The organism is Paracoccus sp. DMF-8 (genome assembly GCF_029309835.1).
GTDB lineage: Bacteria > Pseudomonadota > Alphaproteobacteria > Rhodobacterales > Rhodobacteraceae > Paracoccus.
Map to the genome: position 1 here is coordinate 15,113 of NZ_JARJHL010000010.1, position 11,489 is coordinate 26,601.

Consider the following 11,489-nt stretch of genomic DNA (forward strand, 5'->3'; position numbering starts at 1 on the left):
GCGCAAGACCGCTTAGACCATGGGCCAAAATCGCCCGCGTGACGGCGGGCGGGGCGGGCGCTGCCCGGTCGATCTGAAAAACGCAAAGCAGGATGGATAACATGGACCCCTATCAGGTCACCGCCGACGAGCTGCGCCAGTTCATCGAGCGCATCGAGCATCTGGAGCAGGAAAAGAAGGACATCGCCGAGCAGATCAAGGAGGTCTATGCCGAAAGCAAGGGGCGCGGCTACGACACCAAGGCGCTGCGCGCGATCGTGTCCCTGCGCAAGAAGGACAAGGATCAGGTGGCCGAGGAAGAGGCCGTGCTGGAACTGTACAAACAGGCGCTGAACATGGCGTAAGGCGCGGGCGGCCGTCCCTTGCCGGGACCGTTCCGCCTGATGGCGCAAGACGACGGCAAGGTAACGATTTCCTCTCGCACCTTCGTTGTTGCTTTGATAATACGGCGCGGAATTACCGGTCGGGGCATGCCCCGGTCGGTTGATATTGCGGGTATGGCGAAATTGGCAGACGCACCAGATTTAGGTTCTGGCGCCGCAAGGCGTGGGGGTTCAAGTCCTCTACCCGCACCATGGTTGGATGAAGGAAAACAGATGCAGGTCACGGAAACCCAGAACGAAGGGCTGAAGCGCGGCTACAAGTTCACCTTGGCGGCCGACGAACTGGCCGCGAAGGTCGACGCGAAACTGAAGGAAGCTCAGCCCGAGGTCGAGATGAAGGGCTTCCGCAAGGGCAAGGTGCCGATGGCGCTGCTGAAAAAGCAGTTCGGCCAGCGCATCCTGGGCGACGCCATGCAAGAGGCCATCGACGGCGCCATGCGCGAGCACCTTGAAAAAACGGGTGACCGTCCCGCCGTTCAGCCCAAGATCGAAATGGAAAACGGCGAGACCTGGAAAGAGGGCGACGACGTCGTCGTCAACGTGTCCTACGAGGCGCTGCCCGAGATCCCGGCCGCCGATCTGTCGGCCATCGAGCTGGAGCGTCTGGTCGTCAAGGCCGAGGATCTCCGGCCGTCGATGAGGCGCTGGCCAATCTGGCCGACAACGCCAAATCCTATGAAGACAAGAAAAAGAACTCGAAAGCCGCCAAGGACGATCAGGTCGTGATCGACTTCAAGGGCTTTGTCGACGGCGAAGCCTTCGAAGGTGGCGAGGCCGAGGACTATCCGCTGGTCCTGGGTTCCGGCAGCTTCATCCCCGGTTTCGAGGACCAGTTGATCGGCGCCAAGGTCGGCGACGAGGTCAAGGTCGAGGTCAAATTCCCCGAGGAATATGGCGCGCCGAACCTGGCCGGCAAGGATGCGATCTTTGAATGCACCGTGAAAGCCGTCAAGGCCGCCAAGAAGGCCGAACTGGACGACGAACTGGCCAAGAAATTCGGTGCCGACGATCTGGACGCGCTGAAAGCGCAGATCCGCGAGCGTCTGGAATCCGAATATCAGGGTGCTTCGCGCCAGATCCTGAAACGCGCCCTGCTGGACAAGCTGGATGATGCGGTGAAATTCGACCTGCCCGAATCGCTGGTCGAGGCCGAGGCCCAGCAGATCGCCCATCAGCTGTGGCACGAGGAAAACCCCGAGGTTCACGACCACAACCACGGCAGCATCGAACCGACCGACGAACACAACAAGCTGGCCGAACGCCGCGTCCGTCTGGGCCTGCTGCTGGCCGATATCGGCCAGAAGGCCGAGGTGACGGTTTCGGATCAGGAAATGACCCAGGCCGTTCTGCGTCAGGCCCGTCAGTTCCCCGGTCAGGAACGCGCCTTCTTTGAATTCATCCAGCAGAACCCGCAGGCCCAGCAACAGCTGCGCGCCCCGATCTTTGAAGACAAGGTCGTCGACCACATCGTCGAAGGCGCCAAGGTGTCCGACAAGGAAGTCACCAAGGAAGAACTGGAAAAAGCCATCGAGGCGCTGGACGAGGTCTGATCCCGTCCGCCTGTCGCTGAATGATTTGGGCCGCCCCTGTGGGCGGCCCTTTTCCTTGGCCGCGTGGCCAACGTCTTGAAGCCGCCGTCTTAAAGGTTGTGGGTGCGGCGATCCTTGTCCGCGTCGGCCCTGGGCCGGGGTTCTTCGTCGCCGGGTTTGCGGGTGCTGTCCATGACGGCGCGGACCAGATCGGCGGCATCGCCGAATTCGCGCATGATCGTGCCCGCCTGACGCGCGACCGACAGAAAGCCCGCCATCGCCGTGCCAAGCGATCCGAACAGCCCGTCAACGCTATGGGTCACGCGGCGGCTGTTGTCTTCGAATTCGGCGATCAGGTTGCGCGGCTTGCGGCGACGTGGGCGGAATTCGTCGTCATCATGGCGTGGTTGGTCGCGGTATCTGTCCGCAGGCTCGACGTCATGGCGATCCCGCAAGGGTGCGCCCTGTCGTTGCCCTAGTCGTTGCCCCCTCAGCGGCTGGTCCGCGAAACGGTCGTCTTGCGCGCGCCGAGGCTGGGGCCGTGCGGCGAAAGCCTGCGACCGTTCCCGAACCGGGTGGTCAGGATCCGCCTGCGCCTTCGGTTGGCGCCGCTCGGCCCTGCGAAGGCCGGGATCCTGCGCTCCGAAATCGTCGGCACCATATCGCGCGGGCCTGACAGGACGCGCGGTGCGGTGCGGCTTGTCGCCGGACAGCGCATCACCGATCCGGCGCAGCGCCAGCGCCGTTCCGGCCGTGACCGCGACGGCGGCCGCCGCCGTGCCGCCCCAGACCAGCAGCTTTGCCGCAGTCGAGGGGTGCGGCCAGATCCGTTGCCCGTCGGGCGAGACATCGCCATGCGGCGGAATGCGCCGGTAATCGTCCGATCTGTCGATCTTGGGCCTGCGATGCCCCTTCGGGATGGGACGGGCGCCGAATCGGGTCTGGCTGATCCGCTCCGCTTCGGTAAGGGGGGGCGTATCGTCGTCGTCTTGCATATCCTGACCTTTCGATGCCCTGCACGGATGCAGGATAGTTTCGTCGGACAAACCCACGGGCCGGGCAGAATGTTCCCGCATCAGCGCCTTACCATGCGCAGCGGTGCCGGAAATGGAAAGACGGCAAAGAAAAACGCGCCGGAACAACCCGGCGCGTTCTGATTTTCGGTTGAAACGAAAGGCGATCAGCCTTCGTTCGCCACGCCTTCGTCGTCGTCGCGACCGGCTGCGCCGATATCGTCGAACAGTTTCGAGATTTCGAATTCAGCGGCGGCTTCGGCTTCGGCGGCCAGTTCTTGAATCGATTTGCCCGAGGCTTGCAGTTCTGCTTCTTCGACCGAGCGGGCGACGTTCAGAACGATCGTCGCATCGACTTCGGGGTGCAGGTGGACATTGACCTTGTGCAGGCCCAGATCCTTGATCGGCGCGTTCAGCACGACCTGACGACGCTCGACCGCGAAACCTTCGGCATTGGCGACATCGGTGGCGTCACGCGGGGTGACCGAGCCATACAGCGCGCCGGCGTCCGACGCCGAACGGATGATGACAAAGACCTGACCGTCCAGCTTTTCAGCCAGGGCCTGGGCTTCCGCACGGGTTTCGTCGTTGCGCGCGGCCAGATCGGCCTTGCGCTCTTCGAAGGCGGCGATATTGGCGTCGGATGCCCGCAGCGCCTTGCCCTGCGGCAGCAGGAAGTTGCGCGCGTAGCCGTCCTTGACTTCGACGACTTCGCCCATCTGGCCCAGCTTGGCCACGCGTTCCAGCAGGATGACTTGCATATCCGTCTCTCCTTACTTCACGGCATAGGGAAGCAGCGCGAGGAAACGGGCGCGCTTGATGGCGCGGGCCAGTTCACGCTGTTTCTTGGCCGAAACTGCGGTGATGCGCGAAGGCACGATCTTGCCGCGTTCGCTGATGTAGCGTTGCAGCAGGCGGGTGTCCTTGTAGTCGATCGCAGGCGCGTTCTCGCCCGAGAACGGGCAGACCTTGCGGCGACGGAAGAAGGGTTTGTTTGCCATGGTTCTGGTTCCTTCCCTCAGTTCCGGTCGTCGCGGTCGCGACGCTCGCGGCGTTCGCCGCCCCGATCACCACCACGGTCGCCATCGCGATCGCGACGTTCGCCCCGATCACCGCGGTCGCCACGATCCCCACGCTCGCGTTCGTCACGCTTTTGCATCTGGATCGAGGGGCCTTCCTGATGGGCGTCGACCTTGATGGTCAGGACGCGCATGACATCGTCATGCAGGCGGGCCAGACGCTCCATTTCCTGCACGGCGGCCGAAGGCGCGTCCGAACGCAGGAAGGCGTAATGACCCTTGCGGTTCTTGTTGATCTTGTAGGCGAGGGTGCGGACACCCCAGTATTCATGTTCGATCACCTTGCCGCCATTGTCGGCAAGAACGGTCGAAAAATGTTCGATCAGCCCTTCGGCCTGTGCGTTCGACAGGTCCTGACGGGCGATCAGCACATGCTCGTAAAGCGACATGCTTGACCCTTTTCGTATCGGGCGTGCTTCATAGGCGGGCCAGACCTTCCGCGCCCCGCCACGAGAGGCTGCGCCGGTTTCGTGATTGCGGAAGGATGGTGCCTTATAGCGATCCGCCCCGGATAAGCAAGGGGAACCGCAGAATGCAGTCAAGTTCACGGCAAAGTCAGGAACTGTCACTTGGATTATGGCGTTGGCGGTCATACTGAAATCATCAATTCAACCGCTCAGGAAAGTGATCAGATGAAAACCAATCTTCTCGCCCTTGTTTCGGCTGGCGCGCTTGTCGCTTCGCTGTCGGTCGCCACGGCTCAGGATATCGCTGCGGGCACCTATAACTTCGACCCTGCCCACAGCTCGATTGCCTTTGAATACGATCACCTCGGCTTTTCGACCAGTCATGGTCTGGTGCGGGGTGTGACCGGCGCCGTGACGCTGGATCCGGCCAATCCGGCCAATTCCTCGGTCGAGGCCAGCTTTCCGATGAGCAATCTGGTGTCGGTTGCCGCCGAAATGGACGGCCATCTGCGCGGCGAGAATTTTTTCAATTCGCCCGATGGGTCGTCGCTGATCACCTTCAAATCGACCGCTGTCGAAATTGACGATGACGGCGATGAAGCCAAGGTCACCGGCGATCTGACGCTGAACGGCGTGACCAAATCGGTCGTGCTGGATGTCGATCTGGAAAAAGCCGGCCCGCATCCGATGACCAACAAGCCGACGGTCGGTTTCGACGCGGAAACCAAGATCCTGCGTTCCGAATTCAACCTGGGCCAGTTCGCCCCGGCGGTCGGTGACGAGGTCGAGATCAATATCTCGGTCGAGGCCGTTCTGGCCGAGTGATCCGCCCTGCTAAGGCTGATGGAAAGGGGCCCGTTGCGGCCCCTTTTTTCGTGAGCGGGCAGGATCAGGGGCCCGAAGGCCCCCGGCGGTCACATCGGTTGCGGCAGGGGCGTGGCATCCGTGCGCGCGGGCAGGATCGGATGGGTGATCTGCGGCTGCTCGCCCGTCAGCGTGTGCAGGAAGGCCACGATATCATCGACCTCTGTATCCGTCAGTTCCGTTCCCAGTTGCGACGAGGACATGATCTGCACCGCCTCGCGCAGATCCCAGACCACGCCCGAATGGAAATAGGGGGCGGTCAGCGCGATATTGCGCAGCGGCGCCGCGCGGAAAACATATTCGTCATCCTGCGTTTCCGTGATCGCGAAACGGCCCGTGTCGCCTTCGGGCAGGACTTCGTCTGCCGGACGCTCGACCAGCCCAAAGGGATAGTAATCCTGACCGCCAATATTGACGCCCGCATGGCAGGCCGTGCAGCCGGTATCCATGAAGGCCTTCAGCCCGCGCTTTTCCTGATCGTTCATCGCGGCATCGTCGCCGCGCAGGAATTTGTCAAAGGCGCTGTCAGGGGTGATCAGAGTCGCTTCGAATTGTTCGACCGCAGCGGCGAAATTGTCGAAGCTCACCGGGTCGTTGTCGCCGGGAAAGGCGGCGCGGAAGCTTTCGACATATTCGGGCATCGACATGATGGTCCTGACCAGTTCGTCCGGGGTATTGCTCATCTCGACGCTGGCCTGAACCGGACCTTTCGCCTGTTCGGCCAGATCGGGGGCGCGGCCGTCCCAGAATTGCGCGATGTTGAAGATCGCGTTCAGCATGGTCGGCGCATTGCGCGGCCCCTGCTGCCAGCCGTGACCGACCGAAACCGGCAGGCCATCGACGCCGCCGATGCCGACATTGTGGCAGGTCTGGCATGAAATCAGGCCCGAACGCGACATGCGCGGGTCAAAGAACAGCGACCGGCCCAGATCGATCTTTTCCGGCGTCAGTGCCACGCCTTCGGGATTTTCCGGGGTCTGTTTGATCGCGGTCATCTGCTGCGGAATCGGGGCAAAGACGGCATTTGCCTCGTCCCGCAGTTCGGCGTCGTCCAGCGCAAAGGCGGGCAGGGCCGCCCATGCGGCAAGGATCGCGGTCAGGATCGGTGCGAGTTTCATTGGCTCTCCATTGGCTAGGCTCGCGCGTTGGGGATTTTTACGATATTTCCGCGCATTGCGCGTTGATCTGGATCAGCCGGGGCGCCATTCCGGGCGAAAACAGGCGGCTGCGGCGGGGAAATCCGCCTTGCCGGGGGCGGGCGCGGGGGGTAATCACGCAGTCATGCTGCCACAGGACAAACTCGACCAGATCTTCCGGCGTTTCGAATATCTCGAAGCGCAGTTGAACGCAGGCCCGTCGGCAGATCAGATCGCCGCGATCAGCCGCGAATATGCCGAACTCAAGCCCGTGGTGCAGCAGATCCATCTGTGGCGCGCGGCGCAGGCCGAACTGACCGAGGCGCAGGCCATGCTGGCCGACCCCGAGATGCGCGAACTGGCCGAGGACGAACTGTCCCGCCTGCGCCAGCTTCTGCCCGATCTGGAACATGAGCTGCGCATCGCGCTGTTGCCGCGCGATGCCGCCGATGCCCGCCCCGCCATCGTCGAAATCCGCCCCGGCACCGGCGGCGACGAAGCCGCGCTGTTCGCGGGCGACCTGCTGCGCATGTATCAGCGTTTCGCCGAATCGCAGGGCTGGAGCTTTCAGCTGCTGGAACTGGCCGAATCCGAACTGGGCGGCGTCAAGGAGGCAATGGCCCGGATCGAGGGCGAGGGCGTCTTTGCCCGGCTGAAATACGAATCGGGCGTCCACCGCGTCCAGCGCGTGCCGGAAACGGAATCGGGCGGACGCATCCATACCTCTGCCGCGACGGTGGCCGTCCTGCCCGAGGCGCAGGAGGTCGATATCGACATTCCCGCATCCGACATCCGCATCGACACGATGCGCGCCAGCGGCGCGGGTGGCCAGCATGTCAACACCACCGATTCCGCCGTGCGCATCACCCATATCCCGACCGGAATCGTCGTCACCAGCAGCGAGAAATCGCAGCACCAGAACCGCGCCAATGCGATGGCCGTGCTGCGCGCCCGGCTGTATGACATGGAACGCTCGCGCGCCGATGCCGAACGCGCCGCCGACCGCAAGAATCAGGTCGGCTCGGGTGATCGCAGCGAACGCATCCGCACCTATAACTTCCCGCAGGGCCGGATGACGGATCACCGCATCAACCTGACGATCTATGCGCTGGACCGGATCATGCAGGGCGATCTGACCGAAACCGTCGCGGCGCTGGCCGCCCATGATCAGGCCACCCGACTGGCCGAGGCGGAATGACTCCGCCAACCGAATCGACGCCAGCAGATATGCCGCCGACCGGAACGCAGCTTTGTCTGGCGGCGCAGCAGCGGCTGGAGGCGGCAGGCATTCAGGACGGCTACCGTGACGCGACCCTGTTGTTTTGGCATGTGCTGAACGGCCAGCCCGGCGTCACCGTCGGGCGGCACCACCTGTCCCGGCATCTGATGGCGCCGGTGCCCGATGGGGTGGCACAGGCGTTCGAAGCCGCGATTTCCGCCCGCGAAGCCCGCCAGCCGGTCAGCCAGATAACCGGCTGGCGCGATTTCTGGAATCACCGTTTCCGCGTGACGCGCGACACGCTGGACCCGCGGCCCGATACGGAAACGCTGGTCGAATGCGCGCTGTCGGCGCCTTTTCGGCGGGTGCTGGACCTTGGCACCGGAACCGGGGCGATCCTGATTTCGGTGCTGGCCGAACGGCCCGGCGCGACGGGTGTCGGCACCGATATTTCGGATGCGGCCCTGCAGGTGGCGCGGGGCAATGCCGAACGGATCGGGGTGCGGGCGGATTTCATCCGCTCGGACTGGTTTTCGGATGTGGCGGGCCGGTTCGACCTGATCCTGTCCAACCCGCCCTATATCGCGCTGGATGAAATGGCCGGTCTGTCGCCAGAGGTCCGGGACTGGGAACCGCGCGGCGCCCTGACCGATGAGGGCGACGGGCTGTCCGCCTATCGCGCCATCGCCGCCGGGGCCGGGGCGCATCTGGCGCCAGAGGGGCGCATCATCGTCGAAATCGGCCTGACGCAGGCTGATGCCGTCTGCGCGATCTTTCAGGCCGCCGGTTTCGCGCAGACCCGGGTTCACCGCGATCTGGACGGCAGGAATCGTGTGATTGTGGCCCAGAGAAAGCAATAAGCCGCCAAAAACGCATAAACAGGCAAGATTTTTGCAAATTCACCCTTGTAAGGCGGGCTGCGGCATGTTTATTCGATTCTTGTGACGGGGGCCAAGGCCCACGCACGGGTCAGCCGTATCAGCTTTATCGTTTATGAGCTTTCGGGCGCGCCTTACCCCCAGGGGCGGGTGGCCGCAGACCCCAACCTGATCCGGCCATATGCCGTGAAACCTGACAAACAAAGCTGATGAGATCATCCAAATCACGTTCGCGCAACAAGTCGAACCGCCAACGTTCGTTGGGCAATATCGTCAACCGCGTCTTTGATTCCTCGGGACCCGAGGGCAAGGTGCGCGGGACGCCGCAACAGATTATCGAAAAATATCTGACGCTGGCCCGTGACGCCCAGTTGTCGAACGACCGTGTGGCCGAACAAAGTTTTCTGCAACATGCCGAGCATTACACCCGCCTGCTGGGCGAGGCGCAGCGCGAGCAGGCAGAGCGCCAGCAACAGTTCAACAATCACCGCGACGATGACGCGCGCGATGATCAGGACGGCGACAGCCGCAATGCGCAGGGCCATGGCGCGCAGGGCCATGGCGGCCAGCAGCATGGCAGCAACCGCAACAACGGGAATGGCGGCAATGGAAACGGCCACGGTCATTCGCGTGATCGCGAACAGTCCGAAGCGTCCCAGCCCCGGATTTTCGAGGTGAGCGCGCCAGCGGCGGCCGATGTCGTCGCGGAAGCTGCGCCTCGGCCCGAAACCGCCCCCGTTGCTGAAACGGTCGTGATGCGCGACGATGCGCAGGGGCTGCCCCCGGTCATCTCGACCGATGATGCGGCCGGTCCGGTCGAAACGCCGGAAACCGTGGCCGAACCCGCGCCCGCGAAAAAAGAGACGGCCAGAAGCGCGGCAAAAGATGCTGCCAAAGACGGGGTCAAAGAGGGCGCGCGCCCCGCTGTCCGTCGTCGCGCCCCGCGCAGCACGGCTGCCGCCGGCGCCGCCCCGGCCGCACCCGCCGCCCCGCGCACGCGCAAGAAAGCCGCTGGCGAGACGCCGAAAGAGCAGCTCGGCGAAGGATCTTCGGGCAAGTAAGCCGGTTTTCGATCAGGATCCGCGCGGGGCGTTTTCGACCGCGCGGGCCAGGGCGCAGAATTGTTCGAGCCCGATTTCCTCGGCCCGCGCGGTCGGCGCGATCCCGACATCTTCCAGCAGGTTTTCGATATCCGGATGCACGCCCTTCAATGAGGCGCGCAGCATCTTGCGTCTTTGGTTGAAGCCTGCGGCAACCACCCGCGACAGGATTTTCGCATCGGCCGGATAGCGCGGTTCAGGCAGCGCGGTCAGATGCACGACCGAGGAATGGACCTTGGGCGCGGGGGTGAATGCCTCGGGCGGCAGGGTCATGACGATGCGCGCATCCGCACGCCATTGCGCCAGAACCGCCAGCCGGCCATAGGCCTTGCTGCCCGGTTGCGCGGTGATGCGCTGCGCGACCTCTTTCTGGAACATCAGCGTCAGGGTCTGCCAGAAGGGCGGCCAGATCGCGGATGTCAGCCAGCGGATCAGCAGTTCCGTGCCGACATTATAAGGCAGGTTCGCGACGATGCGGATCGGCGGGGTGACATGGGCCAGCGGGTCGATCTCCAGCGCGTCGCCGTTCAGCACGGTCAGGCGGCCGGGACAGGCCCGAGCGATTTCAGCCAGCGCGGGCAGGGCGCGGGCGTCCTTTTCGATGGCGAGGACATGGCGCGCACCTTCGGCCAGCAGGCCACGGGTCAGGCCGCCGGGACCGGGGCCGATCTCGATCACGTCGCTTTGGCTGAGGTCGCCCGCCGCCCGCGCGATCTTGGCGGTCAGGTTCAGGTCCAGCAGGAAGTTCTGGCCAAGCTGTTTTCTGGCGCGCAGGTCATGGCGGGCGATGACGTCGCGCAGGGGCGGCAGGCCGTCGATCGTGCTCATGCGCGTGGTTGCCGGGGGCTGTCTGCCCCCGGACCCCGAGGGTATTTTCATGATGAAGAAAGGTCATGGGGCGGTGCTTGTGGTTTGGGCGCGTCTGTTCGCCATGTCTTGCGCCATGCGCAGCGCGGCGATGGTCGAGGCGGGATCGGCGATGCCCTGGCCCGCGATGTCGAAGGCGGTGCCGTGGTCGGGCGACGTGCGGATGAAGGGCAGGCCGAGCGTGACATTGACGCCGCCGGCGAAGTCCAGCGTCTTGATCGGGATCAGGGCCTGATCGTGATAGGCGCAGATTGCCGCGTCGTAGTTGCGGCGCGCGGGGGCGTGGAACATCGTATCCGCGGGCAGCGGGCCTTTGAGGTCGAAGCCCTGTGCGCGGAGGTCGGCGATGAGCGCCGCGATCCAGCTGGTTTCCTCGGTCCCCATGACGCCGTTTTCGCCGGCATGGGGGTTCAGCCCGGCGATGGCGATGCGCGGCTGTACGATGCCGAAATCGCGGCGCAGCGCGGCATCGGTGATGCGGATCATGTTGCGCAGCAGGGCGGGGGTGAAGTTTGCGGGGACCTGCGACAGCGCGATATGGATGGTGGCGGGGACGACGCGGCAGGGCGGTTCCACGGTGGTCGAGGCCAGCATCATCGCGACATCCACCCCGCCCGCCAGATGGGCGAGGTATTCGGTATGGCCGGGAAAGGGGAAATCGGCGCCGGATTTCAGCGCCTCCTTGTTGATCGGCAGGGTGCAGATGCCTGCGGCCTGACCCGACATGGCCAGTGCCGTGGCGCGGGCGATCACCTCGATGACGCCCTGCGCATTGGCCGGATCGGGTTGGCCGGGTTTGCGCGGGGCCGCGAAGTCATGCCTGAGGACGGGCAGCGCGCCGGGGCGCGTCGCATCGGTCAGCGTGGTGATTTCCTGCCAGTCGGTGCCGGTTGGCAGATGGGCGGGATCGCCCAGAAAGACGAAATCGACACCCGAGGCCAGTGCCCTGGGTGCCAGTTCCGGACCGATGCCCGCAGGTTCGCCGCAGGTGAGGATGATCGGGCGCCGCATCGC

The 11,489-nt window shown here is 64.1% G+C and carries 12 protein-coding genes, 1 tRNA gene and 1 pseudogene; 7 read left to right on the plus strand and 7 right to left on the minus strand.

Annotated elements, in window-relative coordinates:
• Positions 1 to 92 precede the first annotated feature (92 nt).
• From PE067_RS06880 to tig, 3 genes and pseudogenes are all read left to right on the plus strand, one after another.
• Entirely contained in the window at positions 93 to 344 is a 252-nt protein-coding gene (locus PE067_RS06880; RefSeq protein WP_276188459.1) for a DUF2312 domain-containing protein, read from the plus strand.
• Between the two features lie 147 nt (positions 345 to 491).
• Positions 492 to 575 (plus strand) — tRNA-Leu (locus PE067_RS06885).
• A gap of 21 nt (positions 576 to 596) precedes the next feature.
• A pseudogene (gene tig / locus PE067_RS06890) lies at positions 597 to 1,933 on the plus strand (trigger factor).
• Positions 1,934 to 2,022: 89 nt separating this feature from the next.
• On the opposite strand, the gene PE067_RS06895 reads toward tig, so the two are convergent.
• The 4 genes from PE067_RS06895 to rpsF form a co-directional block, all read right to left on the minus strand.
• A complete protein-coding gene (locus PE067_RS06895) occupies positions 2,023 to 2,907 on the minus strand; it encodes a hypothetical protein (RefSeq protein ID WP_276188460.1) in 885 nt (294 codons plus the stop codon).
• 185 nt (positions 2,908 to 3,092) lie between these two features.
• On the minus strand, positions 3,093 to 3,686 hold the full coding sequence (gene rplI, locus PE067_RS06900; protein ID WP_276188461.1) for a 50S ribosomal protein L9: 594 nt from the start codon (positions 3,684 to 3,686) through the stop codon (positions 3,093 to 3,095).
• A 12-nt stretch (positions 3,687 to 3,698) separates the two neighbouring features.
• A complete protein-coding gene (rpsR, locus tag PE067_RS06905; protein ID WP_020949472.1) occupies positions 3,699 to 3,926 on the minus strand; it encodes a 30S ribosomal protein S18 in 228 nt (75 codons plus the stop codon).
• Positions 3,927 to 3,943: 17 nt separating this feature from the next.
• A complete protein-coding gene (rpsF, locus tag PE067_RS06910) occupies positions 3,944 to 4,393 on the minus strand; it encodes a 30S ribosomal protein S6 (RefSeq protein ID WP_276188462.1) in 450 nt (149 codons plus the stop codon).
• 243 nt (positions 4,394 to 4,636) lie between these two features.
• Between rpsF and PE067_RS06915 the strand changes: the two genes are divergently transcribed.
• Entirely contained in the window at positions 4,637 to 5,236 is a 600-nt protein-coding gene (locus PE067_RS06915) for a YceI family protein (protein WP_276188463.1), read from the plus strand.
• 89 nt (positions 5,237 to 5,325) lie between these two features.
• Here PE067_RS06915 and PE067_RS06920 read toward each other — a convergent pair whose 3' ends face one another.
• On the minus strand, positions 5,326 to 6,393 hold the full coding sequence (locus PE067_RS06920; RefSeq protein WP_276188464.1) for a cytochrome-c peroxidase: 1,068 nt from the start codon (positions 6,391 to 6,393) through the stop codon (positions 5,326 to 5,328).
• Between the two features lie 163 nt (positions 6,394 to 6,556).
• On the opposite strand from PE067_RS06920, the gene prfA reads away from it, so the two are divergent.
• From prfA to PE067_RS06935, 3 genes are all read left to right on the plus strand, one after another.
• Entirely contained in the window at positions 6,557 to 7,609 is a 1,053-nt protein-coding gene (gene prfA, locus PE067_RS06925) for a peptide chain release factor 1 (RefSeq protein ID WP_276188465.1), read from the plus strand.
• Between the two features lie 29 nt (positions 7,610 to 7,638).
• Positions 7,639 to 8,490 (plus strand): peptide chain release factor N(5)-glutamine methyltransferase, encoded by an 852-nt coding sequence (gene prmC / locus PE067_RS06930; protein ID WP_276189497.1) that lies wholly within the window; start codon positions 7,639 to 7,641, stop codon positions 8,488 to 8,490.
• 227 nt (positions 8,491 to 8,717) lie between these two features.
• Positions 8,718 to 9,569 (plus strand): DUF4167 domain-containing protein, encoded by an 852-nt coding sequence (locus PE067_RS06935; RefSeq protein ID WP_276188466.1) that lies wholly within the window; start codon positions 8,718 to 8,720, stop codon positions 9,567 to 9,569.
• Positions 9,570 to 9,581: 12 nt separating this feature from the next.
• On the opposite strand, the gene rsmA is transcribed toward PE067_RS06935, so the two are convergent.
• Positions 9,582 to 10,436, minus strand: coding sequence for a 16S rRNA (adenine(1518)-N(6)/adenine(1519)-N(6))-dimethyltransferase RsmA (gene rsmA, locus PE067_RS06940; protein ID WP_276188467.1), 855 nt, complete (start codon positions 10,434 to 10,436; stop codon positions 9,582 to 9,584).
• Positions 10,437 to 10,499: 63 nt separating this feature from the next.
• The gene (gene pdxA / locus PE067_RS06945; RefSeq protein ID WP_276188468.1) at positions 10,500 to 11,486 is read right to left on the minus strand and encodes a 4-hydroxythreonine-4-phosphate dehydrogenase PdxA; all 987 of its coding nucleotides are present in this window, start codon (positions 11,484 to 11,486) and stop codon (positions 10,500 to 10,502) included.
• Between the last annotated feature and the right edge of the window lie 3 nt (positions 11,487 to 11,489).

Excerpts from the sequence above, each read along its gene's own strand:
- PE067_RS06880 (WP_276188459.1), top strand. The coding sequence starts at position 93 with ATGGATAACATGGACCCCTATCAGGTCACCGCCGACGAGCTGCGCCAG.
- PE067_RS06895 (WP_276188460.1), bottom strand. The coding sequence starts at position 2,907 with ATGCAAGACGACGACGATACGCCCCCCCTTACCGAAGCGGAGCGGATC.
- rplI (WP_276188461.1), bottom strand. The coding sequence starts at position 3,686 with ATGCAAGTCATCCTGCTGGAACGCGTGGCCAAGCTGGGCCAGATGGGC.
- rpsR (WP_020949472.1), bottom strand. The coding sequence starts at position 3,926 with ATGGCAAACAAACCCTTCTTCCGTCGCCGCAAGGTCTGCCCGTTCTCG.
- rpsF (WP_276188462.1), bottom strand. The coding sequence starts at position 4,393 with ATGTCGCTTTACGAGCATGTGCTGATCGCCCGTCAGGACCTGTCGAAC.
- PE067_RS06915 (WP_276188463.1), top strand. The coding sequence starts at position 4,637 with ATGAAAACCAATCTTCTCGCCCTTGTTTCGGCTGGCGCGCTTGTCGCT.
- PE067_RS06920 (WP_276188464.1), bottom strand. The coding sequence starts at position 6,393 with ATGAAACTCGCACCGATCCTGACCGCGATCCTTGCCGCATGGGCGGCC.
- prfA (WP_276188465.1), top strand. The coding sequence starts at position 6,557 with ATGCTGCCACAGGACAAACTCGACCAGATCTTCCGGCGTTTCGAATAT.
- prmC (WP_276189497.1), top strand. The coding sequence starts at position 7,639 with ATGCCGCCGACCGGAACGCAGCTTTGTCTGGCGGCGCAGCAGCGGCTG.
- PE067_RS06935 (WP_276188466.1), top strand. The coding sequence starts at position 8,718 with ATGAGATCATCCAAATCACGTTCGCGCAACAAGTCGAACCGCCAACGT.
- rsmA (WP_276188467.1), bottom strand. The coding sequence starts at position 10,436 with ATGAGCACGATCGACGGCCTGCCGCCCCTGCGCGACGTCATCGCCCGC.
- pdxA (WP_276188468.1), bottom strand. The coding sequence starts at position 11,486 with ATGCGGCGCCCGATCATCCTCACCTGCGGCGAACCTGCGGGCATCGGT.